The organism is Pseudomonas rhizophila (assembly GCF_003033885.1).
GTDB classification, from domain to species: Bacteria; Pseudomonadota; Gammaproteobacteria; order Pseudomonadales; family Pseudomonadaceae; genus Aquipseudomonas; species Aquipseudomonas rhizophila.
This window is the reverse complement of record NZ_CP024081.1, coordinates 5,661,024-5,684,283: the sequence shown is the minus strand read 5'-3', so window position 1 is coordinate 5,684,283 and position 23,260 is coordinate 5,661,024. Positions and strand designations below refer to the sequence as shown.

The 23,260-nt window shown below is 57.4% G+C and carries 20 protein-coding genes, 1 tRNA gene and 1 pseudogene; 12 read left to right on the top strand and 10 right to left on the bottom strand.

Going from position 1 to position 23,260, the window contains the following annotated elements:
- Positions 1 to 88 precede the first annotated feature (88 nt).
- Both phoR and phoB read right to left on the bottom strand, forming a co-directional pair.
- Positions 89 to 1,375, bottom strand: coding sequence for a phosphate regulon sensor histidine kinase PhoR (gene phoR, locus CRX69_RS26345; RefSeq protein WP_240539613.1), 1,287 nt, complete (start codon positions 1,373 to 1,375; stop codon positions 89 to 91).
- Between the two features lie 81 nt (positions 1,376 to 1,456).
- A complete protein-coding gene (gene phoB / locus CRX69_RS26340) occupies positions 1,457 to 2,146 on the bottom strand; it encodes a phosphate regulon transcriptional regulator PhoB (protein ID WP_003177195.1) in 690 nt (229 codons plus the stop codon).
- A gap of 152 nt (positions 2,147 to 2,298) precedes the next feature.
- On the opposite strand from phoB, the gene CRX69_RS26335 reads away from it, so the two are divergent.
- On the top strand, positions 2,299 to 2,685 hold the full coding sequence (locus CRX69_RS26335; protein WP_107323134.1) for a COG4315 family predicted lipoprotein: 387 nt from the start codon (positions 2,299 to 2,301) through the stop codon (positions 2,683 to 2,685).
- Between the two features lie 92 nt (positions 2,686 to 2,777).
- Here the strand turns inward: CRX69_RS26335 and ubiA are convergent, their stop codons facing one another.
- Positions 2,778 to 3,668 (bottom strand): 4-hydroxybenzoate octaprenyltransferase, encoded by an 891-nt coding sequence (gene ubiA / locus CRX69_RS26330; RefSeq protein WP_107323133.1) that lies wholly within the window; start codon positions 3,666 to 3,668, stop codon positions 2,778 to 2,780.
- Positions 3,668 to 4,231 (bottom strand): chorismate--pyruvate lyase family protein, encoded by a 564-nt coding sequence (locus CRX69_RS26325; protein WP_047226791.1) that lies wholly within the window; start codon positions 4,229 to 4,231, stop codon positions 3,668 to 3,670. The genes ubiA and CRX69_RS26325 overlap by 1 nt, the downstream gene beginning before the upstream one ends.
- Before the next feature lie 197 nt (positions 4,232 to 4,428).
- Here CRX69_RS26325 and CRX69_RS26320 point away from each other — a divergent pair, with 197 nt between their 5' ends.
- The 3 genes from CRX69_RS26320 (at position 4,429) to CRX69_RS26310 (ending at position 6,245) form a co-directional block, all read left to right on the top strand.
- Positions 4,429 to 4,593 (top strand): rubredoxin, encoded by a 165-nt coding sequence (locus CRX69_RS26320; protein WP_047226732.1) that lies wholly within the window; start codon positions 4,429 to 4,431, stop codon positions 4,591 to 4,593.
- A gap of 35 nt (positions 4,594 to 4,628) precedes the next feature.
- Positions 4,629 to 5,777 carry an NAD(P)/FAD-dependent oxidoreductase gene (locus CRX69_RS26315; protein ID WP_047226792.1) on the top strand — a complete coding sequence of 383 codons (1,149 nt, stop codon included), beginning with the start codon at positions 4,629 to 4,631 and terminating at the stop codon, positions 5,775 to 5,777.
- Between the two features lie 192 nt (positions 5,778 to 5,969).
- Positions 5,970 to 6,245, top strand: a complete 276-nt coding sequence (locus CRX69_RS26310; protein ID WP_047226733.1) for an HU family DNA-binding protein — start codon at positions 5,970 to 5,972, stop codon at positions 6,243 to 6,245.
- A 194-nt stretch (positions 6,246 to 6,439) separates the two neighbouring features.
- Here CRX69_RS26310 and CRX69_RS26305 read toward each other — a convergent pair whose 3' ends face one another.
- Positions 6,440 to 7,348, bottom strand: a complete 909-nt coding sequence (locus CRX69_RS26305) for a hypothetical protein (protein ID WP_047226734.1) — start codon at positions 7,346 to 7,348, stop codon at positions 6,440 to 6,442.
- Positions 7,345 to 8,043 (bottom strand): hypothetical protein, encoded by a 699-nt coding sequence (locus CRX69_RS26300; RefSeq protein ID WP_047226735.1) that lies wholly within the window; start codon positions 8,041 to 8,043, stop codon positions 7,345 to 7,347. Before CRX69_RS26300 ends, CRX69_RS26305 begins: the two co-directional genes overlap by 4 nt.
- Positions 8,044 to 8,530: 487 nt before the next feature.
- Here CRX69_RS26300 and CRX69_RS26295 point away from each other — a divergent pair, with 487 nt between their 5' ends.
- Positions 8,531 to 11,428, top strand: coding sequence for a DEAD/DEAH box helicase (locus CRX69_RS26295; protein WP_107323132.1), 2,898 nt, complete (start codon positions 8,531 to 8,533; stop codon positions 11,426 to 11,428).
- 416 nt (positions 11,429 to 11,844) lie between these two features.
- On the opposite strand, the gene CRX69_RS26290 is transcribed toward CRX69_RS26295, so the two are convergent.
- Both CRX69_RS26290 and CRX69_RS26285 read right to left on the bottom strand, forming a co-directional pair.
- Positions 11,845 to 12,492: an MAE_28990/MAE_18760 family HEPN-like nuclease gene (locus CRX69_RS26290; RefSeq protein WP_107323131.1), complete on the bottom strand. Its 648-nt coding sequence runs from the start codon at positions 12,490 to 12,492 to the stop codon at positions 11,845 to 11,847.
- Positions 12,489 to 13,601, bottom strand: coding sequence for a DUF262 domain-containing protein (locus tag CRX69_RS26285; protein ID WP_107323130.1), 1,113 nt, complete (start codon positions 13,599 to 13,601; stop codon positions 12,489 to 12,491). Before CRX69_RS26285 ends, CRX69_RS26290 begins: the two co-directional genes overlap by 4 nt.
- Before the next feature lie 386 nt (positions 13,602 to 13,987).
- On the opposite strand from CRX69_RS26285, the gene CRX69_RS26280 reads away from it, so the two are divergent.
- Complete coding sequence (locus tag CRX69_RS26280; protein ID WP_107323129.1) at positions 13,988 to 14,596, top strand: hypothetical protein; 609 nt, start codon at positions 13,988 to 13,990, stop codon at positions 14,594 to 14,596.
- Between the two features lie 332 nt (positions 14,597 to 14,928).
- Here CRX69_RS26280 and CRX69_RS26275 read toward each other — a convergent pair whose 3' ends face one another.
- Complete coding sequence (locus tag CRX69_RS26275; protein ID WP_107323128.1) at positions 14,929 to 15,288, bottom strand: DUF6124 family protein; 360 nt, start codon at positions 15,286 to 15,288, stop codon at positions 14,929 to 14,931.
- A 426-nt stretch (positions 15,289 to 15,714) separates the two neighbouring features.
- Here CRX69_RS26275 and CRX69_RS26270 point away from each other — a divergent pair.
- From CRX69_RS26270 to CRX69_RS26255, 4 genes and pseudogenes are all read left to right on the top strand, one after another.
- Positions 15,715 to 16,554: pseudogene (locus CRX69_RS26270) on the top strand (serine/threonine-protein kinase); the annotation flags it as partial.
- Between the two features lie 257 nt (positions 16,555 to 16,811).
- Positions 16,812 to 18,473, top strand: a complete 1,662-nt coding sequence (locus CRX69_RS26265; RefSeq protein WP_107323126.1) for a vWA domain-containing protein — start codon at positions 16,812 to 16,814, stop codon at positions 18,471 to 18,473.
- A 169-nt stretch (positions 18,474 to 18,642) separates the two neighbouring features.
- Positions 18,643 to 19,215: an RNA polymerase sigma factor gene (locus CRX69_RS26260; RefSeq protein WP_047226755.1), complete on the top strand. Its 573-nt coding sequence runs from the start codon at positions 18,643 to 18,645 to the stop codon at positions 19,213 to 19,215.
- A complete protein-coding gene (locus CRX69_RS26255; RefSeq protein WP_107323125.1) occupies positions 19,212 to 19,832 on the top strand; it encodes a hypothetical protein in 621 nt (206 codons plus the stop codon). Before CRX69_RS26260 ends, CRX69_RS26255 begins: the two co-directional genes overlap by 4 nt.
- A 62-nt stretch (positions 19,833 to 19,894) precedes the next feature.
- Here the strand turns inward: CRX69_RS26255 and CRX69_RS26250 are convergent.
- A tRNA-Arg gene (locus CRX69_RS26250) sits at positions 19,895 to 19,971 on the bottom strand.
- 349 nt (positions 19,972 to 20,320) lie between these two features.
- On the opposite strand from CRX69_RS26250, the gene gabD reads away from it, so the two are divergent.
- Both gabD and gabT read left to right on the top strand, forming a co-directional pair.
- Complete coding sequence (gene gabD, locus CRX69_RS26245; protein WP_107323124.1) at positions 20,321 to 21,763, top strand: NADP-dependent succinate-semialdehyde dehydrogenase; 1,443 nt, start codon at positions 20,321 to 20,323, stop codon at positions 21,761 to 21,763.
- A 175-nt stretch (positions 21,764 to 21,938) separates the two neighbouring features.
- A complete protein-coding gene (gabT, locus tag CRX69_RS26240) occupies positions 21,939 to 23,219 on the top strand; it encodes a 4-aminobutyrate--2-oxoglutarate transaminase (protein WP_047226758.1) in 1,281 nt (426 codons plus the stop codon).
- The last annotated feature ends 41 nt before the right edge of the window (positions 23,220 to 23,260 follow it).

The following is a 23,260-nucleotide window of genomic DNA, read 5'->3' as shown; positions in this document are numbered from 1 at the left end:
TTGGAAATGAGTGCCTGAAAAGGCAGGCACAAGTCAGCCAATGTAGCGGCTGACTGGGCCGTTGCCTAGTGGCGAGTGCTGGCCGGTCTCAATCGGCGGCGCGGGTGAGGCGCGCGCGAACCGTCTGTGCCGGGGCAAAATGGCAGGTAAACGTACTGCCATGGCCGGGCACGCTGCTGATTTCCATGCGCCCGCGATGCCGCAGTAACACGTGCTTGACGATCGCCAGGCCCAGCCCGGTGCCGCCGGTATTGGAGTTGCGGCTGGAATCGACGCGGTAGAAACGTTCGGTCAGGCGCGGCAGGTGTTTGCTGTCGATGCCGATGCCCGAATCCTGCACGCTCAGGTGTGCGCCTTGGCCGTCGCCCCACCAGCGAACGTGAATCCGGCCTTGTTCCGGCGTGTACTTGACGGCATTGAACACCAGATTGGAGAAGGCACTGCGCAATTCGGCCTCGCTGCCCTTGAGCTGCACGTTCGGGTCGGCTTCAAGGGTGATGGTCTGCTTCTTGGGCCCGGAGAGTTCCTGGGCATCCTCAACAATGATTTGCAGCAAGTCGTCGACAGGCACCGGCTGGTTGTCCGAGGGGTAATCGGTGGCTTCAAGTTTGGCCAGCAGCAGCAGGTCATTGAGCAGGGTCTGCATACGCCCGCTTTGCTGGTGCATCTGCTGCAAGGCCCGGCTCCAGCGTGGGTTCACTTCCTCGACATTGTCCAGCAGGGTTTCCAGATACCCGCAGATCACGGTCAACGGCGTGCGCAACTCATGGGAGACATTGGCGACGAAGTCTTTGCGCATCTGTTCCAACTGATGGATGCGCGTCACGTCACGCACCAGCATCAAGTGCTCGTTGTTGCCGTAGCGCGTGAGGTACAGCTGAATGCGCACCCGGTCATTGGTGGGTGAAGGAATCTCCAGCGGCTCGGCGTAGTTTTCCTGTTCGAAGTATTCCTTGAAGCGAGGGTGGCGCACCAGGTTGGTCACCGGCTGGCCGCTGTCCTGGGGGGTCTTGAGGCCCAGCAGGGTTTCGGCGGCGCGGTTCCACCATTCCAGGTTGCCATCGCTGTCGAGCATGATCACCGCGTCCTTGAGCGCCGCAGTGGACTCCTGGACCCGGTCGATCACCGCTTGCAGGCGGCCACGCACGCGCTGGTCGCGCCGTTGCAGGTGATAGATGCTGTCGAATACCTCACCCCACAGGCCATAGCCGTCGGGCGGGGCCTCGTCGGGTTTATGCAGGCGCAGCCACTCATGCATGCGCAGCAATTGCTTGAGCGTCCAGGCCAGGTACAGCGCCAGGCCCGCAGCCAGACTCCAGCCGTAGAAGCCGGTGATCAGGCCCACGACCAGACAGCCGGTCACTAGCAACAACATGTGGCGAATCAGGGTGCCATGCCAGTTTTGATTCAATTGAACGCGCGTCCTTGTCAGCTTGTCGGGCGGTAAGGGCTCGGGTCAGGCCTTGGTCGAAAAACGGTAACCGGTGCCGCGCACAGTTTGTACCAGATTCTCATAGGCATCGCCGAGGGCTTTGCGCAGGCGACGAATGTGCACGTCCACGGTGCGCTCCTCGACATAAACATTACCGCCCCAGACCTGGTCCAGCAGCTGCCCACGGGTATAGGCGCGCTCCTGGTGAGTCATGAAAAATTGCAGCAGACGGTATTCGGTCGGGCCCATCTCGGCGGGTTTGCCGTCGATGGTCACGCGGTGGCTGATGGGGTCCAGCAGCAGGCCGCCGACTTCAATCGGTGCCTCGCCATCGGTCGGACCGGCGCGCCGCAACACGGCCTTCAGGCGTGCCACCAGCTCCCGAGGGGAAAACGGCTTGGTGATGTAGTCGTCGGCGCCGACTTCCAGGCCCTGGATCTTGTTGTCTTCTTCGCCCTTGGCGGTGAGCATGATGATCGGGATATCACCGGTCAGCTCATCGCGCTTGAGGCGTCGCGCCAGTTCAATGCCAGACGTACCGGGAAGCATCCAGTCCAGCAGAATCAAGTCGGGCTTGCGGTCGACGATGATGGCGTGGGCCTGTTGGGAGTTTTCTGCTTCCATGCAGTCATAGCCGGCCATCTCCAACGCAACGGCGATCATCTCGCGGATGGGCGCTTCGTCGTCGACGATCAGAATGCTCCTGCCAACCATGGGGTAATCCTCTTGTCATTTAACTGTCTTGCGCCGCATTAGATAACGGAATTATTGCAGTCGTGTGACACTTGTTTCGGCACCCGGCAGTGTAGAGGATCCTGGACTAAGCTTTTGAGTCCGATTCCTGACAACTGCAAAAGAAGGTTTCCATGACTTACCTTACCCAATCCATCAAGGCTCTGGGCCTGGCGGTTGCCTTGGTGCTGCCGGCGCTGGCGTACGCGGCTGACGAACCGGCGATGATCAAAGATGGCATGCTGACCGACCACAAGGGCATGACGTTGTACACCTTTGAGAATGACCAAGGCGGCAAGTCAGCGTGCGTTGCCAAATGTGCCGAGAACTGGCCACCGCTCAAGGCTGAAAGCGCTGCCATGCCCATGGGTAAATGGACCGTGATTACGCGCGACGACGGGTCGTCGCAGTGGGCCTACGACGGCAAGCCGCTGTACACCTTCGTGAAGGACAAGAAAGCCGGAGACAAGACCGGTGACGGCGTGATGGGCGGTGCCTGGAAGGTTGCCAAGCCCAAGTAGCTGATCGGTGCTAAAACGCTTTTGTGGCCGGGGAGCAAGCTCCCCCGCCACAAAGATTTCATGACCGTGGGTTCAGCGTTGGGTCAGCGGTCTCACCGCAACGCGTAATCCAGCACAATCCCCACGAAAATCGCCAACCCGGCCCAGTGGTTGTGCAAAAACGCCTTGAAGCAGCGCATCCGGTCCCTGCTGCGGGTGTACCAGAATTCCCAGGCAAAACACCCGGCAGCGGCCACAAGCCCCAAGTGGAACCAGCCGCCCAACTGGAATTTCGACCCGGCCAGCAGCAGACAACCCAAGGCCAAGCCCTGCAGCGTCAGGATGATCACGCGGTCGGCATCGCCAAACAGAATGGCCGTGGACTTGACGCCGATCCGCAAGTCATCGTCCCGGTCAGTCATCGCGTAATAGGTGTCGTAGCCCACCGTCCACAGCAGGTTGGCGATGTACAGCAGCCAGGCCGCCGCCGGCAAATTCCCGGTTTCGGCAGTGAACGCCATCGGCATGCCCCAGGAGAACGCTGCCCCCAGCACCACTTGCGGATAGTAGGTGTAGCGCTTCATGAACGGGTAACTGAACGCCAGCGCCAGCCCGCCGAGGGACAGCAAGATGGTCGGTGCATTGGTGCACAGCACCAGCAGGAAGCTCACGCTCATCAGCACCGCGAAGAACACCAGCGCCTCTTTCGAACTGATCTTGCCGCTCACCAGCGGGCGCTGTTCGGTGCGTTTGACGTGGCCGTCCACCTTGCGGTCGGCCCAGTCGTTGATCACACAACCACCGGCGCGAGTCAGAACCACGCCAAGCACGAAAATCACGATGTTGGCCAGGGACGGCGAACCTTCCCCGGCAATCCACAAAGCCCACAACGTCGGCCATAACAGCAGATAGATGCCGATGGGCTTGTCCAGGCGCGTCAGTTGCACGAAGTCCCACGCCCGCGGGTTCAGGCGGTTCAAGGATTTGAGCAGTTGCACGTACATCAGCAGTTCTCCGAATAGGCGCGGGCGACGGTCCACAGGCGCGGCAGGAAAATTTCCGCCACCAGCACACTCAACGTTCCGCGATCAAAACGCGAACGGCGGCCCCACAGTTCACGAGCGCGCACCTCAGCCGGCAACCATTGTTCGGGGTAATGGCAAACCTCGATGGCCCGGCGCTGGAACGCCTGGTCGCAAAACAGCAACTCGCCCAGAGAGCGACTGCCCAGCTCGTCCATCTGCAAACCGTCGCCCTGCAACGCGCTACGCGCCGCCACACTGCGGGCAAACACCCAGGCCTCGCCATGGCCGCGCAGATACACCTCGCGTACCCAGCCTTCGCTGCCCTCGGCCAGATCCAGCGCGGCACATTCATCGGCACGCAAGGGTTGCCAACCTTCGAACAGCGGCGTCACGCTGAAACGCTCATCCGACAGCCGCGTCAGGCGCCGGGTCAGGGACCCTTCGTCGAACAGCCAGTCGAGCACACAGGCGTCAGGGCGAGGCGACAGCAGGGGCTGGGGCAACCATTGGAGTGTAGGAAATATCGAATTTGTATGCGGCACAGAGGTCTTGAATGGCAGCAAATGAGGCCGCGAGCTTACCATGTCGGTTGGCGAATTTGATTCAGCGGGGCGGTCTTAGCGTCGATCATGCTTGCATCTATCGCGACCGATCAGTACAAAACGCCCTGAGCCGGAAGGGGCAGCTTTACATCGACCCAACCATACCGGCAAATGCCGACACCTGAGGAAGTACCTGAATGAAAAAGTGGCAATGTATTGTCTGCGGCCTGATCTACGATGAAGCCCTTGGCTGGCCGGATGACGGCATCGCGCCCGGCACTGCCTGGCAAGACGTACCCGAAGACTGGCTCTGCCCGGACTGCGGCGTGGGTAAATCGGATTTCGAAATGATCGCTATCTGATCGTTTCCTGCATGGAGAGCTACATGGAGAGCAACATGAGTGCACCTGTCGTCATCGTCGGTACGGGCCTTGCCGGTTACAACCTGGCCCGGGAGTTTCGCAAACTCGACAGCGAAACTCCGCTGCTGCTGATCAGCGCCGATGACGGTCGCTCCTACTCCAAGCCCATGCTCTCCACAGGCTTTGGCAAAAACAAAGACGCCGACGGCCTGAGCATGGCCGAGCCGGGCGCCATGGCCGAGCAACTGAACGCCGAAGTGCGCACCCACACCCGCATCAGCGGCATCGATCCGGGCCACAAACGCTTGTGGATCGGCGAAGAAACGGTGAACTACCGCGACCTGATCCTGGCCTGGGGCGCAGAAACCGTGCGCGTGCCGGTACAGGGTGATGCCTCGGACCTGATCTTCCCCATCAACGATCTGGAAGACTACGCACGCTTTCGCGCAGCGGCCGCCGGCAAGCGCCGGGTGCTCTTGCTCGGTGCCGGGCTGATTGGCTGCGAATTCGCCAACGACCTGATCCTGGGCGGTTACGAAGTGCAACTGGTCGCGCCGTGCGAGCAAGTCATGCCGACCCTGCTGCACCCTGCGGCCGCCGCTGCGGTACAGGCCGGGCTGGAAAGCCTCGGTGCGCGTTTCCACCTGGGGCCGGTGCTCAATCGCCTGCAACGGGTGGCCGACGGGCTGGAGGCGCACCTGTCCGACGGCCAGGTGATCGCCTGCGACCTGGTGGTCTCGGCCATCGGCCTGCGCCCCCGCATCGACCTGGCCGCCGCTGCCGGCCTGGTGGTCAATCGCGGCGTGGTGGTCGACCGCCACCTGAAAACCTCCCACGCCAACATCTACGCCCTGGGCGACTGCGCCGAGGTCGACGGCCTGAACCTGCTGTACGTCATGCCGCTGATGAGCTGCGCCCGCGCCCTGGCCCAAACCCTGGCCGGCAACCCGACCGCCGTGCGCTACGGTGCCATGCCAATTACCGTGAAAACCCCGGTGTGCCCACTGGTGGTTTCGCCACCACCGCGGGGCAGCGAAGGCGTGTGGAGCGTCGAAGGGCAGGGCAGTGACATCAAGGCCCTGTGCCGCGACGCCAACGGCAATCTGCTGGGTTACGCCCTGACCGGCGCGGCGGTGATGGAAAAACTGGCACTGAACAAAGAGCTTCCAGCGTTGCTGGCGTAAATGCCTGTCCTTCTGTCGTAAATACCCTGCTTTCGGCGCGACAAAGGCCGCCCTGACACTGGCGCCGCCTGCGGCCCCGTGCCATCCTCACTCCCGTCTGCCGCAGAGTAGAGCCTGCGGCGCCTTAGGGGCTGTTTCCATGAGTACAGCCCAGACATAACAACAAAAAAACCGTCAAAAGGGGCTTCATTCATGCGTAAACCAGAACTCGCCGCCGCCATCGCGGAAAAGGCTGACCTCACTAAAGAGCAAGCCAACCGCGTCCTCAACGCCGTTCTCGAAGAAATCACCGGCGCCCTGCACCGCAAGGACAGCGTCACCCTGGTAGGCTTCGGCACCTTCCTGCAGCGCCACCGCGGCGCGCGTACCGGCAAAAACCCACAGACCGGTGAGCCGGTGAAGATCAAGGCCAGCAACACCGTCGCCTTCAAGCCGGGCAAAATGTTGAAGGCCAGCGTCAATCCATAATCGCCGCGGGTTCCCCAGTTAGGGGGCAAGCGGTAGAAAAAAAGGGCATGCCGATTGAGTCGGATGCCCTTTTTTTATGGCTTTTTCCCGAACGTCGAAGGCCCCAAACCGCCAATGTGGGAGCGAGCCTGCTCGCGATGGCCGCCTGTTGGTTGGGCGAGGGTATTTATCCCCGCTCGGCGGCGCAACCTAGATTAACGCCCGTATACCTTCTGCAACTGCGCCTCTGTCAGCGCATCCTCGAACGGCACCGGCACTGATTTCACCGCGCCGTAGAGGTTGCGATAACGCCAGTAACTGCCGTTGTGGGCCAGTTGATAACCGCGCTCGACCACGCGCTGACCATCGAGCACATAACGCAAGGTTTCCTGGGCGGCTGGCGGTGGGGTCGGCAGCATCAGGTCGGTGGTCAGCACGCGCATCGATTCGTCGATGCACTCGTCCAGCACCGCCGTGACTTGCGTCAGATCCAGGCTGCCATCATCAATGCAGCGGCTGCCGCAACGCCGAATCGGCTGGCTGGTGACTTCGATGCGCATGCGGTACAGCGCCGAACCGGCAATATCCTGGACCTGCACCTGATTGATCAGCACGAAACTGCCGCGATCGGGAGTGAGCATCAGTTTAGGTTCCACCAGCAGGCGCGCAGTCACGGGCCCCGCTCCCTGCTTGAGGCCGGCTGCCAGCGAAGCCTGCTGGAAACGCTGTTGCAGACGTTCCTGCAACGGCACGCCCGCCAACAGGTCGGCCAGCGGGCGCGACTCCTTGGCCGCAGCGGTTTCCGCATCCCGCTGCAAGCTGCCGCTGCCCATCTGGGTATTGATCAGGCTGGCGACCAGCAAACCGGCAAGCCCGGCGGTGTTGCCGGAACTGGCAATCAGATTATGGCTCGACGACGCGGCCTGCTGCGCGGCCTTGGCGTCGACCACAGTGCTGGCCCCCACGAACGCCGGCGGCAGTTGTACATCCACCTTGACCCCATGGGCCTGGACGTAAGTCACCGCCTCTTGCGACTTGAAACCGGCCGGCGGCGCAGGCTTCTGCGCGCAACCGGCCAGCACCAGCAGGACCAGCGTGCCGGCCGCTAACAGTGCCCGTTTCATTGTTGTTCGAACGGGGTGATCATTTGCTGGCGGCTGGTATCCATCGCCTGATAGAACGCGTTGGTCAGATTGGCGTAGTTGGGCTCGTCCCACTCACCCTGAGCGGCCTGCACGACGGCAAAAGGTTTGAACCACAGCAGCTTGTTGTCGGCCAGATCAACCACCATGCCTTGCCCGCCCACCTGCGCCATCGGCACGCTGGTCGGCACGACGCTGTAATAGCTGCGAGTGGCGCCGGTAGCCAGAATGTTGACCAACAACAGGCGATCCACCCCGTAAGTCGCCTTGAGCGGCGTCAGGTCGCGGACCGTGTAGCCTTCGCGGAAACTGACTTCCTTATAGACCTTCAGATCCACCGGCTCGTCGATTCGTTTGGCCTTGTAACCCTTGGCCTGCAACTTGGCGACAATGGCGTCCGGCAGCGTGTTGAGGTCCTTGACTTGCCATTTCTCGACATTGTCGCTGAGCGTGCTGTTAACACCCTTGTTGATGGCCAAATCCAGAAGACCCTGGTTGCCGGTCAGCGCCAGCACAGGCTCCGGCACCACGGTAATCGCCACGCCGATAGTAGGCTCCTTGGCGTCCCAGAATTGATGATCCAGTGGTACTGGCGGTTGAACGTGGGCACAGCCGGTGAGCGTGAGGCAGGCGAGTAACGTCAGTGCAGCGAGGGTGCGGAAGGTGTGAAAAGACATGCATCAAGTCCTTATGATTTAAAAACGATGCTGCTTGTGTCGGCAGGATCGGGCGGAACAATAGTGGCAGATTGATATTTTTTCTGCTGAGTTACGGGGCGCTAGGGGGAACTGCAAATTTTGAAGCCGCTTGGAGGTTGTCCGCGTGAATCTATAGGGCGCATACGGGCTTGTGCGGTTCGTTCCGACGGGCAGCTATCGGCCAGAACCAGTCATTCGGTCTCTGAGAAACTAGGCGCGATTTAAAGTGGTGGTGAAAAAGCGAATCCACTACATGATCCAGTGTAAATCTATTAAAAATTATGTAGTTACAGATTATATGGCTATGCATTTTACCGCCCTGTTTTCCCCAGATTGTCGCTCTGACGCTTAGTAGGATGGCCAATATGGCCATTTAATGCTACGTATGCTTCTGCCGGATTCGGACACTCGGCGCCCAGATTGCTCTGGGCGCTTGTACCCCAACGCATGACAGGAGTTGCTAGGCATGAGGGATACCTTTCCAGTAGAACACGGTCTGTCCGCATCTGTGGCCGATGGGTTGGTCTACCGATCCGAGGGGGCGATTTCCCTCACTGATGTTCAGTACCTCGCGTTGGAGTCTGGCGTGGCGCATGGACAAAGCATGCTGGTGGTTTCCCCTACCTCCACGGGAAAGACTCAAATTGGGCTCTGGGCTATTGCTGAAGGGCTGCTCGCTGGGAATAAAACAGTTTATTTGGTGACCCATCGCGCACTGGCCAAGCAGAAATTTGAAGACTTCAAAACGTTGTTGTTGGACAGATATTTGGAGGGCGATGGTGCTTCCATAGTTATTGCCACGGGGGACTATGTCGAAGATGCCACGGGACAGTATTCTGCGACTCCTCTAAGTGCTCCTCTGGTAATTGCTACATATGAAAAATATTTAGCGCTACTGTCGGCATCTGGGGTGCCGAAAAGCATGCAAAATACGATTGTCGTGTGCGATGAAATTCAACTGATGGGAGACGAAAACCGCGGGCAAAATGTTGAAGTCCTTTTAACACTTATGCGGAACGCGGGTTGGAAACAGTTTGTAGGATTGTCAGCAGTGTTAAAAAGCAAGGACGCCCAGGACTTAGCGAACTGGCTGCGGGTTCAGCTTATTTTCGAGCAAAAGCGCGAGAAACATTTACGGTATGAATGCTGGATTGGCGATCAGATCTATTCAGTAAGCAGTGCGAAACCTGATGTGATGGAATCGGACAAGCGACTGCCTGCTGGAGTTAAAGCGGAAACGATTTCAGCTTTAACATATCTGCTTAAGCAAGATAACCCACCACTCCCAATCATAGTTTTTTGCATGAAAAAGCAAGATACTTATGATCTTGCTGAGGCTTTTGTAGCTTCGTACCACAAGGGTAAGCAAGGACAGTTGTCGTTAGAGTTCGATACCTTGCCTGAAACTTCAGCTAACACGATGCTGGCGAAGATACTGGATCTCCGAGTTGCGAGTCATAATGCGGACTTGACTGACGAAGAGCGAGGAGTAGTGGAGCGTTACTTGTCAGAAAATAAGCTGGATGTTGTATTTGCTACAAGTACTTTAGCAGCAGGTGTGAATTTCCCTCTAGGGGCAGCAGTATTTGCCAATTGGGAGCGTTGGGACGGCCAGCAAAGGCAGTATGTCGCAATAGATAGCGCAGAGTTCCACAACATGTCCGGGCGGGTCGGGCGTATGGGGTTTGAACATGCAGAAGGGCGTGTAATATATTTTGGTACCGGGCCGCAACGCGCATTAGCTACAAGTTATCTATCAATAGAGCAGCTTCCTGAAATCAAAGCGCGGATTGTGCCTGCTAGGTTCGGTCAGCTTTCACTGCAACTGATATCTTCAGGGTTGTGCAACAACAGAGCCGAGCTTGAAGAGCTTGTTTGCACAACGTTCAGTGCGTTAAAGGAAGAAGATAACAACTTAACTGCATTTAAGACGTGGCCGAGTAAAGTCGGTCTTGCTCTGGCCGGGTTGATTGATGCTGGCTTCGTCGTTGAAACATCTGGTGGGGACCTAAGCCCTACGCCTGTGGGGCGAGCGGTCGGGTTCAGTGGTTTGCTACCTGAAACTGGGGTGTTTTTAATCAACTTTCTGTCTAGGAAATCACTTTATTTGGCAGAGCTCATTGGGCATCTTGAATCGACGGATCTCAAGTCCAGGCTAGAGATGCTTATCTTTTCCGCATGCTTATCCAGCCCTGAGTTTCGTCCGAGAAATGGAGTTAAACCTACTCGGTTCCTGCCTTATCAGTTGAAAGATCCAATTTATGATGCGCAGCACCTCGCGGATGACCTAATGGAATCAATTTGGCAAGTTGATCCAGCACCTACTAATGCGGCATGGTTGTGCCAGAAATGGACTAGCGGTGTTGAGATTAGGGCAATCGAGCGTGAAGTTAAATCTCTGAGTGCTGGCGCTGTCAAAGAAATGAACAGAAACCTATCCTGGGTCCTACAGGGATTAGCTGGGATAGCTATGTCCGCCGCCGATAAGCGCGTGCCGCCACTTCTTCGTCCGCCACAATTAAGAGCGGAAGATACTTTACTGCGCGCTATATCTAAGCTGACGCGCTACATTCGAAGATTAGCATACAGAGTCCAAGAGGGATTGCCGGACGACATTCTCTGGATGACAGGCGTATCTGCGGCGGGTAGTGCTTTAAAGCTGTATAGGCATGAAATGTTGCTCTTGAAGCACCATGGAGTCACAACGCCGCAATTGCTTATGCTTGGCAGTCCTGAGGCGAATTCAGCAAGAATTTTAGCTTTTGTAAAATCTAAGCCTAATGCGCAAGCTAAAGCAAATTGGGTACGAGACGCTTGTCGAGATTGGAAAGTTGACCAGCGGAAGCGAATGTCTGTTAGGCATCTAAAACGAGCTAGCAGATGCGAGAGCAAGGTTCTAATTGAGAACTATTATGAAGCAAAAGGTGATGCGTTTGAAGTGGCGTTCGAACAGGTGCTTGTTCAGCTAGGTGTAGCGTTTGAGAAATTAGATGACAAAACAAAAACTGGAGCGCCCGACTATCTAGTCAAATTCTTCGATTCGCCTTCGGTTGTGGTCGAGCTAAAATCTAAAGAGGGAGATAAGCTTGTCGATTACAATAAAGCGGTAGAGGTTTTGGCGGCCTCCGAAATTCATAGCTTTAGAGATTGTTTTTGCGTGACTCTTTGCCATCCCGGAGTAGATCCGAGTGTGCCACAACAAATTGCATCCTGTGGCCGGTTAAGCGTAGTTGAAAGCGGGGATTTGGGTGAGGCTCTATTGCGATTGTGCGAGGGAAGCCTAACACAACAACAAGTGTGGCAGTGGCTATGCACTCCTGGGCAAGCCGTCGCAGAAGACCTGCCATTTCGTTTGTATAATTGATTAGTTTCTAAGAGGAATTTGTGAGACCTATAGCCCTGCTATTTCTAGTAGGGCTGAAGGCTTTATATCTAGTGCTTCGGCGATCTTGATGACGTTCAAAATTGTGATGAGTCGCCCATGGTTTCGTGGACATTTCCGACTGACTGCTTATGGCCGATTTCTGTCTGTCGCGAAGGGCTGAAAACGGCCCAGGCTGTGTAAAAACGCAGGCACCGTTTTGAAGTCTGCGTCGCTACGTCAAATCCGCCAGCGTTTGTTTAGTCAGCAGACCTGAAATTTGCGTAGGCGCGCGATTTTCATTCCGGATCGGACCCTCAAACCTGCTCTAAAATGTTTTCACACAGCCTGGCCCAAAAGCGGATGCTAATGCGACGGAGGGGGCCATGGCCTCCGCTATTCTGAGAATACAACATCAACTAAACAGCTTTATAAGTTTGCAGTACCACATGATTTTCTAAAGCGTCACCGAATGCTCGCATTAGCCCAATGGACTCGTTGGTGATTTCGTCGAGGTCAGCGAGTGCCACTAAGGTATTTTCACCGTGGGCAATGGCATTCCTTCGCTTAAGGAGAACAACGTCTATGAAGGTAGCTTTTTCTGCAAATGGCTCAGGAGGGACTCCACATACTAAGCATATATCTGTAAGCACTTCAGAATTAAGGTTCGCTTTTGTATTGATTAGGTCGTCGTTCACCCTGGTGAAGCGTTGATCCGCAGAGTTCAAAATCTCATCAACTAAGGCACTTCGCTCTGCGATGCTAGCTTTCGACGTAGAGAGGGCGGCTAATCTCGGCAGAAAGTAGTTACGGAAGAATTGCGTATTAAGTTCACCGTATTGGAATTTTCTTAACGCCACATGCTCTAGGTATTTCTTTGCAGAAAACCTAACGTAGCCTTCCCAGTGAGCGTAACAAATGGCAACTAGGGCTCGTAGCAGTACCCTACGTACGCCCTCGTCACCTCGCCTGATTGCCGTCTTTAGGTCGGAGATTTCTTTGATACGCCAGTTGCGGTCTTCTGTTATTTGCTCGGAGAAGTTAGCCTCGGTATAGGGTTTGCTCATGGACGGAACCATGCCTCTCCGAATGGAACGGTACGCTGAATACGAACTGTCCCGCGGAGGCCGAGTGACGTGAAGGTCGCGGTCGCCGGCTGTATCCAGAAGTTTTCTATTCGCTCTCTTACAAAATCTCGAGATGCCACAGGACCGAGAGCAAGGATCGCGTGAAGATTTTTAGCTACACCTACGGCTATCCCTTCTAGACCGACAAGGCCTACTTTTCCGCCATGTGCGCCATTTTGAAAGCGTCGAAGGGCGCTATTTCCAGCAACTTCGTAAAGGAGCTGGAACGTTTGATTGATAAGCAATGCTGCGTCCGCGGGATCTCCGTTCTGCGCTAGGGTCACGATTCCCTCGTCGATATATTCCTCAACATCAAGACGGCCATCGTACGGCACCTGGGTATGGACTAAGAACCGTACGGCCAACTCCATATGTCTTTGCTTTTCAGCCTGCTCATCGCTGACAGATACCACACTTCTAAAGGCGTCCTGCTCCGCCGAGGCCTTCACAGACCGGAAGTAGTCACGGTTGATCATCAGCATTATGCAGTTCCGAAGTTCCTGAGCGTTTGCTTGGGTGCCTCCGGCATTCAGCCTCTGGAATAGATCGTACTTGGTCTGGTCATCGCTAGGGCGTTTCAATATTTCGACGCCGAGTCGAGCTCGGCGGATGGCTAACTGTTGCGTTTTGTCGAGAGGCTGCTGGTCCACTGCTGGAAGGTCAGCGAGGTCGGAAGTCTCCCAGACCACGTTATGCAATGAGGGCAGATATTTAGTGGCTTCTAAGACGGACGGCGCCAGCAACCCATCGTCTGGGTGCCGTAAGCGCCCCATGAATTCAAGGATTGACGATATCCGCTGGAGACCGTCGATTAGCTCCCAAGCCCCATCGTCCCGCTCGAAAACGAAGATCGATGGTAACGGGATTCCAAGCAACAACGATTCAATCAGCTTTGACTTCTGACCGATGTCCCACCGGAAAAGGCGCTGAAACTCTGGGTCAATGATGATTTCTTTGTTGTCATACATGCCTACAATTTCGCCAATCGACATTTGGTACGCGTCAGTCCGAACTTGGCGCTGAGCGTTGAGAATCTCTTCAGTAAGCATTGTTAATTCCATCTAATTAAGCTGTATCAGGAGACTATCATCTCGGAGAGAATGAGAAAAATGTAGGTGCAATAATGCCCTCGTGATGATGCTCGCTGGGGGACGTGATTGCTAGAGCCCGAGCGCCGCGGCGCTCGCAGTGTGCACCTAAAGATACCAGTCCAAAATCGGCTCGCAGCAAACTTGAAGCACCATGGAACAGGCCGCTTCTGGCCGCTTTCTGCCTGTCGCTAAAGGCAGAAAACGGCCAAAAGCCGTCGGTCGCGAATGTTGCCTTAAGGCAGCTCCTTAAAGTACCAAATGACGGTTCAGGTCTATGCTCATAGCGATGTGGGTATCCCGCCACAGGCAGCGTGTGTTTACGTCAAGTTCGTTAGGGAGCAAAGATGAGCACTCAACCCGAAATCGGTTTTTGGCAGATCATGCCGATCGCCACATCCTTATTGACTCTGGTTTTTATTTATATGAATGCACGCTTCAGCATTCAAAACAAGCAAGCGGACCTCATCATTCACTTCCACAAGCAATTTGACGAAATTCAGAAGAAGCGCTGTGAGCTGCTGATCGCACAGTCAGAATCGGCCTCAGGATTTGCAAGTGCATGGAGCTCCGAACGCCTTAACGTTGAAGCTGAGATATTCTTCGATAGATTCTGGAGTCTCCAGTTCGATGAATTCCTCGCGTGGTATGAGGGATATCTGCCGACGTCGATCTACATTTACTGGGTTTTCTCGCGCTGGCGCGAGCTTCACCAACCGTCTGCGGGATGGACCATCTGCGGAAATACGCTGGTATCTACACTCAAAAACTTGAACATTCGGTGGCAAAATAACCACGATACGTCCTCAAAGCTGTCAGCTCATCTCACCAGTTTCCTTGGCCTGATGTTTGCGCTTAAGCAGAATGCCGTATCCGCCGAGGTTGAAAAGCAACTGGGGCATTTTGGACCATCGCGTCTGCGCCGATTCGGTCGACGGCTATTCGGCGCGCATTGACAAGGACTTACAGGATTAGGCGTCCATCTTCGGGCGGGCACAACGTAGGTGCTTAGCCATCAACGTACCAAGCACGCTATTGCACGACCTGACCGCGATCACCGACTGTGGTTACTAGCTGCAGCCTTAATACCCGCAAGGCAGCTATTGGCCGATAGCAGAAGAGTCGATAGTCGTTAGTTTTTGGGCCGTTTGCTAGGCGTCTGTAAGGGATGCAGCGAAACGAAAGCGCAGCCCAGTGATGAGATGAAACAGGCTCGCTAGGAAAGCTGCGGTCAGATGCAAATACCTCAAACCCGACGCAAGACGTCGGGTTTGATATCGGATGGTTGTTATCGCGGATCGACGTTATCCAGCACCCGGTTCGCAAGCAATGAACTCAGTTCGATCAGTTGCTGGACACCGAGGGCGATGTGGCGGCGGGGGCCTTCGAGGTCGAAAGCCAGGTTGCTGATCATCGCGTCGGCGGATGCCAGGTTTTCGCTGAGGTTGGCGAGCAGGCATTCGTTGTCGGCGTTTTTTGCCACGGTGAACAACTGGCCCGGTTTGGATGCTTCTTCGGACTTTTCCGGTTTCGGTAGCAGGTAGTGATCCAAGGCGCGTTTGGCGGCTTCGTCGTGCTTTTTATTTTTGCTACCGGAATGAGTCGAGGTTGGGTCTGTTTCTGGAGGGTTCGGCGTTATCTTGAACATATGCATTTTTCCTTCTAGTAGGCCGCAACCATCTCGCTACTAAACGAAGGGGGTGGCAGCTGTGCGCAAGTTAGTAGACCGGTGGAAAATACATAAAAGCCCGGCGCGCCCGAAGGCGCCATGCGCACAGCCACCATCAAATGCAGGCGACGCCTGACTGATGAGACTCATGCAACCATTATGTATTTCCAACCAGGGCTACTAAACCCGACCACTGATGGGCAGTGGCAGGGAAACGATAGAACCCATGGGCAAGGCGCACAAGCGGGTGGATTCTGGCGTAGTTGTAGGCAAAGGCGCAAGGATGCGTAGCTTGATGGAAAAGGGGTGCTAAATAGGTGGGGCGGGTAGCCATGCCACGAATTCTGCCTTCGCCAATGCGTCTGCTTCGATGGCATCGGGCGAGCGTCGTATCAGCGACTATCGCAAATACTCGCAGGTCGCTATCGCCTAGAACGCCTGCTCGGAGCAGGCGGCATGGGGATCGTGTACCGCGTACGGGACCTGCTACACGAACAATACGGTGATCCCGATCCATACGTTGCGTTGAAAATGCTCAGTGAGCAATTCGATGGCTCACCTGACGCGAGCGCGCTGCTCTACAGTGAGTTCGCCTTGAGTAGGCGATTACATCACCCGAACGTGTTGCGTCCATACACCTTCGAAGTGGACGCTGACCATCGACGGGCTTTTATCACCATGGAACTGATGCGTGGCTTGACCTTGGACCAACTGCTTTGCGAGCGGCCGCTGGGTTTGCCCTGGTATGAATTGCAAGCCATCGCCGCGCCGCTGCTCGACGCCTTGGCGTATGCCCACAGCCGGGGCGTGCTGCACGGGGACATGAAGCCAAGCAACGTCATGCTCAGCGAGGAGGGGGTGCGTTTGTTTGATTTCGGCTTGGGCCTGGCGCAAGAAGGGCCTTTGAAGAGCCTGCCAAACCTGAGTCGAGATCGCCTCAACGCCTGGACCCCGAGCTACGCCGCCCCTGAGTTGCTTGACGGCGCACCGTTGTCAGAGGGGGCCGATGCCTATGGGGTGGCTTGCTTACTGTATGAACTGGCGAGCGGCAAACACCCGTTCCGCCGTTTACCTTCAACCCAAGCTCGAGATGCCCGCATGGAGCGCGAACTCAAGGCACCGCGCAATTTGCCCAGGCGTTGCTGGGCGGCGTTGCGCTTGGCGCTGACGTTTGATCCGGGACAGCGCCGCATTACTGCGGCGCAGTTACGTGACGCCTTGGGTGCTGAGTCGTCCTGGTGGTGAATTGGTTGCGAGCATGACGCGATCGGGCAATTTCAGAACATGAGAAGCATGGTGGGCGCTCTGACCAACAGAGGTAACTCGGATGTCGAAGGCTTTTACACCGGCCAACTGAGCCGCTTTATCGCCGACGACCTGCGGGCCATTCCGTCCCGCTAGGCATGCTCGCGTATTAAAAGAATATCGTGGTCGTTAACCCGAACCACGAGTGCCTCGCGTCTGACCCTGTGAACGGATCATTCATTCACGAGGTTCAACCCATGTCCTGTCCTCCTTCATTCCTACGTCCTGCTGCCCAGGGCTTCGCCGTGACCTTGCTGGTGGCATTGGCCGGTTGTGGGTTGTCTTCGTCCCGGGAGGCTGCCACGCCGGCCGAACCACCGTCTGCGTCCCCCGCCCCGGTGCGGCAAAGCGAAGTTGCTAACGTGCGCGAGCCTCTGGTCAAGCGTATGGCCGCTCCGGCTTCGATGCCCTCGCCAAGGGTGAGGACCGATGCTGTCGCGGGGGATTACCGCGCCGAGCCCCGCGAGCAGTATGAAAAACTGCAGGACAATCCTATTCATAGTGTTGCCGAAACGCCGGTCTCGACCTTCAGCGTCGATGTCGATACCGGCAGCTACGCCAATGTGCGACGTTTCCTCAATCAAGGTAGCCTGCCGCCCGAAGGCGCCGTACGACTGGAGGAAATGGTCAACTATTTCCCTTACGACTATGCCTTGCCCACCGACGGATCTCCCTTCGGCGTGACCACTGAAGTAGCCCCGTCGCCATGGAACCCTCACACGCGCCTGTTGCGTATCGGCATCAAGGCGAGCGATCGCGCCGTGGCGGACCTGGCGCCGGCCAACCTGGTGTTTTTGGTGGATGTTTCCGGCTCCATGGACCGACGCGAGGGCCTGCCGCTAGTCAAGAGCACCCTGAAGTTGTTGGTGGAGCAATTGCGCGAGCAGGACCGGGTGTCTCTGGTGGTGTACGCCGGCGAATCCCGGGTGGTGCTCAAGCCGACCTCGGGCCGCGACAAGGTCAAGATCCGCAACGCAATCGATCAGTTGGACGCCGGCGGTTCCACCGCAGGTGCGTCGGGGATCGAGCTGGCCTATCAGATGGCTCAGGAAAGCTTTATCGACAAAGGCATCAATCGCATCCTGCTGGCCACCGATGGCGACTTCAATGTCGGCGTCAGTGACTTCGACAGCCTCAAGCAAATGGCGGTGGACCGGCGTAAAAGCGGTGTATCCCTGACCACGCTGGGCTTCGGTGTGGATAACTACAATGAGCATCTGATGGAGCAATTGGCCGATGCCGGTGACGGCAACTACGCCTACATCGACAACTTGCTTGAAGCGCGCAAGGTATTGGTCGACCAGCTCAGCTCCACCCTGGCGGTGGTGGCGCGGGATGTGAAGTTGCAGGTGGAGTTCAACCCCGCTCAGGTCAGTGAGTATCGGCTGTTGGGGTATGAGAACCGCGCGCTCAAGCGTGAGGATTTCAACAACGACAAGGTTGATGCGGGCGAAATAGGCGCCGGACACACGGTGACCGCCTTGTATGAAATTGTTCCGAAAGGCGAGCAGGGCTGGTTGGAACCGTTGCGTTATGCGAGCACACCCAAGCTGGAGGGCAAGGCAGGGGAGTTGGCGATGCTGCGCGTGCGCTACAAGCCCGTTGAAGGTGGGAGCAGCCGATTGATCGAGCATCCTGTCGGCAGCACGCAAAAAAATGACAAGGCCAGCGATGACTTGCGCTTCTCGGCCGCTGTGGCCGCCTTCGCCCAACAGCTCAAGGGGGATGGCCGCTACACTGGGACGATGAGCTTGAAGGACACCGCGCAATTGGCCCGTTCCGCCCGGGGCGATGATCCGTTTGGGCTGCGTGCCGAATTTGTCCAGTTAGTGGAACTCGCGCAGAGCCTTGAGCGCTGATCCTGACCACGACGAGGATCAAATGTGGGAGCGAGCCTGTTCGCGATAGCGGTGGATCGATCACGATCATTATTGACTGATCCGACGCAATCGCGAGCAGGCTCGCTCCCACGGTATTCTCTTGTCGCCTGCCAGAACTGTGTTGACCGCAAAGGAGTTCGCCACCGACATGCCCGCTCCGCATGATTGCCCCAGCGACGAATCGCTGCTGGCCCGCTACCGCGATGGCGACGGGGCTTGTTTTGAAGTCCTGTACGCCCGCCATCGACAGGGGCTATATCGTTTTCTGGTGTCCTTGAGCAACAAAGCCGAACTGGCCGAGGAAGTCTTCCAGGACACTTGGCTCAGCCTGATCCGCAGCACTACCCAGCCACAAGGACGGGCGAGTTTTCGTACCTGGTTGTTCCAGATTGCCCGCAACCGCTTGATTGATCACTGGCGCAAACACGGTGTCCGCAACCCGCTGCACGACAGTTACGACGAACAGGTTCATGTCCAGCCCGACGACACCAGCAACCCCGAACAGCAGTTGAGCCTGAGTCGCGATCAGGCCCGCCTGGACGCCGCGTTGCAAGCCTTGCCCGAAGACCAGAGGGAAGTCTTCCTGCTGCGACTACACGGCGACCTGGAGCTGCCGCAGATCGCCGCCCTGACCGGCGCCCCGCTGGAAACGGTAAAAAGCCGCTTGCGTTACGCCCAGCAGAAATTGCATCGACTGCTGGCCGAGGAGGTACCCGCATGATTGATTCCAAACACACCCCGAAGCCCGATGACGAAATGCTGATCGAGCATTTTCGCCAACACACCAGCGGCGAACCGCCCGTGTCCCTGGACGCTTTCATCCTGGCTGCCGCCCGTCGCGAAGCCCCGACGCCTACGCCCAGTCTGTGGAAACGCTGGCTACAGGCCTGCCAATGGCCGCGCTGGCAGATGGCATTCGCCACGGTCGCCGGGGTCGCGTTGATGATCGGTCTGGTGGTTCGCTCGCCAGTACCTCAGAGCGACCTGTCCGCGCCAGCTCCGATGGAGTTTTCCGCCAATCGACAGGAGTCCGCGGTCGCCGCCGCACCGCCGCCCGCCATGTCCGCTCCCGCGCCGATAGCCCGCATGGCAGCACCCCAGGGCGAAATCGCTCAAGCCCCGGCAAGCGCTGACCACGCCTTGGCGGAAAAGCCTGCGGCGAAAATGAGCAAACGCGTGCCCGCTGCACGGCCGTCGCTGGAGCAGGAACTGCTGGAAATCCTGCGCTTGCGCGAGGCGGGTGAGGACAAGGCTGCTGATGAAAAGCTGCTGGCGCTGCATCAGCGCTTTCCCGAGGAGGACTTGCCGGCGCGGTTGGAGGCGTTGCGCAAGCGTTGAGTGAAATCAGCGTCCACAAAAAAGCCCCAGGTCGCAAGACCTGGGGCTTTTGATTCTGCAGATGGTGCACCAGGCGGGATTCGAACCCACGACCCCTGCCTTCGGAGGGCAGTACTCTATCCAGCTGAGCTACTGGTGCGACGCGGGCGCCATGATACTCATATGCAATGCGGGCGTCCATGCTGCTGATTTGCCGGTGTTTTCATAAGCATAGGTGGGTATGGGCTACGCTGATCAGAAAAAGCAGGCAAATTCAGGTTTTTTGTTCTTTTTTTCGAACAGCCTATTGTCCTTCCCCCCCATCGGCCCTAGGATTCGTTTGAGATTTCAAACGCTCTTGTCTGGGTGCTGAACCGCACGTCTGTGCTTATGTGCGTTATTTCTGTGCTTCAGCCCGGTGGATGATTTCCCTGACGGCAGCCCCTGAGGCGCCTTTCTACAAATCTAATTCGCTCCGCGCGCGCGCGGTGCTGTTAAGGAAAGCCGACATGCAGCTTAAAGACACCCAGTTGTTCCGCCAGCAAGCCTTTATCGATGGCGCTTGGGTCGACGCGGACAATGGTCAGACGATCAAGGTTACCAACCCGGCAACGGGTGAAGTGCTGGGCACGGTGCCGAAGATGGGCGCTGCCGAAACCCGGCGGGCGATTGAAGCCGCCGACAAGGCGTTGCCGGCCTGGCGCGCCCTCACCGCCAAAGAGCGCGCCAACAAGCTGCGCCGCTGGTACGAATTGCTGATCGAAAACCAGGATGACCTCGGTCGCCTGATGACCCTGGAACAGGGCAAGCCGCTGGCCGAAGCCAAGGGCGAAATTGTTTACGCCGCCTCGTTTATCGAATGGTTCGCCGAAGAAGCCAAGCGCATCTACGGTGATGTGATTCCTGGCCACCAGCCCGACAAGCGCCTGATCGTGATCAAGCAGCCAATCGGTGTGACTGCTGCCATTACCCCATGGAATTTCCCGGCTGCGATGATCACCCGCAAGGCCGGCCCGGCTCTGGCCGCGGGCTGCACCATGGTCATCAAGCCGGCTTCGCAAACCCCGTTCTCGGCGCTGGCGCTGGTTGAACTGGCTCACCGTGCCGGCATCCCGCAGGGCGTGCTGAGCGTGGTCACCGGCAGTGCCGGCGACATCGGCGGCGAGCTGACCAGCAATCCGATCGTGCGCAAGCTGTCGTTCACCGGCTCGACCGAAATCGGTCGTCAGTTGATGGCCGAATGTGCCAAGGACATCAAGAAAGTCTCCCTGGAACTGGGCGGCAACGCGCCGTTCATCGTGTTCGACGACGCGGACCTGGATAAGGCCGTCGAAGGCGCAATCATTTCCAAATACCGCAACAACGGTCAGACCTGCGTCTGCGCCAACCGTCTGTACATCCAGGATTCGGTGTACGACGCCTTCGCTGAAAAACTCAAAGTGGCAGTCGCCAAGCTCAAGATCGGCAATGGTCTGGAAGATGGCACCACCACCGGTCCGTTGATCGACGAGAAAGCGGTTGCCAAGGTGCAAGAGCACATCGCTGATGCGGTCAGCAAAGGCGCGACCGTGCTGGCTGGCGGCAAGGCCATGGAAGGCAACTTCTTCGAGCCGACTATCCTGACCAACGTACCCTCGAGTGCCGCCGTGGCGAAGGAAGAGACCTTCGGCCCGTTGGCGCCGCTGTTCCGCTTCAAAGACGAAGCCGAAGTGATCGCGATGTCCAACGACACCGAGTTCGGCCTGGCCTCGTACTTCTATGCCCGCGACCTGGGCCGTGTGTTCCGCGTGGCCGAAGCCCTGGAATACGGCATGGTTGGCGTCAACACCGGGTTGATCTCCAACGAAGTCGCGCCGTTCGGCGGCATCAAGGCCTCGGGCCTGGGCCGTGAAGGCTCCAAGTACGGCATCGAGGATTACCTGGAAATCAAATACCTCTGCCTCGGTATCTGATTCTGCTGCAAGCGCAAAGGGCACGAGAGCGCTGTCCCTTTGCGCGTTTCACCCGTTCTGTTTCTTGTGGCCGGAACGCTGTGACAGTCGATCATCGCATGCTGTCGCAGTTGCCTCCCGTCCATGTACGCCTTGACCCACGCCGACCGATGAGCGGCGAATGAGGACATATTCAATGAGCAACAAGACCAACGCTTCCCTGATGAAACGCCGCGAAGCCGCTGTACCACGCGGTGTTGGCCAGATTCACCCGATCTTCGCCGAATCGGCGAAGAATGCCACGGTAACCGACGTTGAAGGCCGTGAATTCATCGACTTCGCGGGCGGTATCGCGGTGCTGAACACCGGCCACGTACATCCGAAAATCATCGCCGCCGTGACCGAACAGCTGAACAAGCTGACCCACACTTGCTTCCAGGTGCTGGCTTACGAGCCGTATGTGGAACTGTGCGAAAAAATCAACGCGAAGGTGCCGGGTGATTTCGCCAAGAAAACCCTGCTGGTGACCACCGGTTCCGAAGCGGTGGAGAACGCGGTAAAAATCGCTCGCGCCGCCACGGGTCGCGCCGGTGTAATTGCCTTCACCGGTGCCTACCACGGCCGCACCATGATGACCCTGGGCCTGACCGGTAAAGTCGTGCCGTATTCGGCCGGCATGGGCCTGATGCCCGGCGGCATCTTCCGCGCGCTGTACCCGAACGAACTGCACGGCGTGAGCATCGACGACTCCATTGCCAGCATCGAGCGTATTTTCAAGAACGACGCCGAACCACGTGACATCGCGGCAATCATCATCGAGCCAGTACAGGGCGAGGGTGGTTTCTACGTGGCGCCCAAGGAATTCATGAAGCGCCTGCGCGCCCTCTGTGATCAGCACGGCATTCTGCTGATCGCTGACGAAGTACAGACCGGCGCCGGTCGGACTGGCACCTTCTTCGCCATGGAACAAATGGGTGTTGCCGCCGACCTGACGACTTTCGCCAAATCCATCGCCGGCGGTTTCCCGTTGGCCGGTGTCTGCGGTAAGGCCGAGTACATGGACGCTATTGCCCCTGGTGGCCTGGGTGGCACCTACGCCGGCAGCCCGATTGCCTGCGCTGCTGCGCTGGCGGTGATGGAGGTGTTTGAGGAAGAGCACTTGCTGGATCGCTGCAAGGCGGTGGGCGAGCGTCTGGTGACTGGCCTCAAGGCCATCCAGAAGAAATACCCGGTCATCGGCGAAGTCCGTGCCCTGGGTGCGATGATCGCCGTGGAGTTGTTCGAAAATGGCGATACCCACAAGCCGAACGCGGCGGCCGTGGCTCAGGTTGTGGCCAAGGCCCGCGACAAGGGCTTGATCCTGCTGTCCTGCGGCACCTACGGCAACGTCCTGCGGGTGCTGGTACCGCTGACCTCGCCAGACGAGCAATTGGACAAAGGCTTGGCAATCATCGAAGAGTGCTTCTCCGAGCTCTGATTGTACGAGCCCTGAGCTGTGCGCTGACCCACAAAAAACCC

Excerpts from the sequence above, each read along its gene's own strand:
- CRX69_RS26315 (WP_047226792.1), top strand. The coding sequence starts at position 4,629 with ATGAGTGCACCTGTCGTCATCGTCGGTACGGGCCTTGCCGGTTACAAC.
- gabT (WP_047226758.1), top strand. The coding sequence starts at position 21,939 with ATGAGCAACAAGACCAACGCTTCCCTGATGAAACGCCGCGAAGCCGCT.
- CRX69_RS26310 (WP_047226733.1), top strand. The coding sequence starts at position 5,970 with ATGCGTAAACCAGAACTCGCCGCCGCCATCGCGGAAAAGGCTGACCTC.
- CRX69_RS26305 (WP_047226734.1), bottom strand. The coding sequence starts at position 7,348 with ATGAAACGGGCACTGTTAGCGGCCGGCACGCTGGTCCTGCTGGTGCTG.
- CRX69_RS26290 (WP_107323131.1), bottom strand. The coding sequence starts at position 12,492 with ATGAGCAAACCCTATACCGAGGCTAACTTCTCCGAGCAAATAACAGAA.
- phoR (WP_240539613.1), bottom strand. The coding sequence starts at position 1,375 with ATGTTGTTGCTAGTGACCGGCTGTCTGGTCGTGGGCCTGATCACCGGC.
- phoB (WP_003177195.1), bottom strand. The coding sequence starts at position 2,146 with ATGGTTGGCAGGAGCATTCTGATCGTCGACGACGAAGCGCCCATCCGC.
- ubiA (WP_107323133.1), bottom strand. The coding sequence starts at position 3,668 with ATGTACGTGCAACTGCTCAAATCCTTGAACCGCCTGAACCCGCGGGCG.
- CRX69_RS26300 (WP_047226735.1), bottom strand. The coding sequence starts at position 8,043 with ATGTCTTTTCACACCTTCCGCACCCTCGCTGCACTGACGTTACTCGCC.
- CRX69_RS26255 (WP_107323125.1), top strand. The coding sequence starts at position 19,212 with ATGATTGATTCCAAACACACCCCGAAGCCCGATGACGAAATGCTGATC.
- CRX69_RS26265 (WP_107323126.1), top strand. The coding sequence starts at position 16,812 with ATGTCCTGTCCTCCTTCATTCCTACGTCCTGCTGCCCAGGGCTTCGCC.
- CRX69_RS26335 (WP_107323134.1), top strand. The coding sequence starts at position 2,299 with ATGACTTACCTTACCCAATCCATCAAGGCTCTGGGCCTGGCGGTTGCC.
- CRX69_RS26320 (WP_047226732.1), top strand. The coding sequence starts at position 4,429 with ATGAAAAAGTGGCAATGTATTGTCTGCGGCCTGATCTACGATGAAGCC.
- CRX69_RS26275 (WP_107323128.1), bottom strand. The coding sequence starts at position 15,288 with ATGTTCAAGATAACGCCGAACCCTCCAGAAACAGACCCAACCTCGACT.
- CRX69_RS26295 (WP_107323132.1), top strand. The coding sequence starts at position 8,531 with ATGAGGGATACCTTTCCAGTAGAACACGGTCTGTCCGCATCTGTGGCC.
- CRX69_RS26280 (WP_107323129.1), top strand. The coding sequence starts at position 13,988 with ATGAGCACTCAACCCGAAATCGGTTTTTGGCAGATCATGCCGATCGCC.
- CRX69_RS26260 (WP_047226755.1), top strand. The coding sequence starts at position 18,643 with ATGCCCGCTCCGCATGATTGCCCCAGCGACGAATCGCTGCTGGCCCGC.
- CRX69_RS26285 (WP_107323130.1), bottom strand. The coding sequence starts at position 13,601 with ATGCTTACTGAAGAGATTCTCAACGCTCAGCGCCAAGTTCGGACTGAC.
- gabD (WP_107323124.1), top strand. The coding sequence starts at position 20,321 with ATGCAGCTTAAAGACACCCAGTTGTTCCGCCAGCAAGCCTTTATCGAT.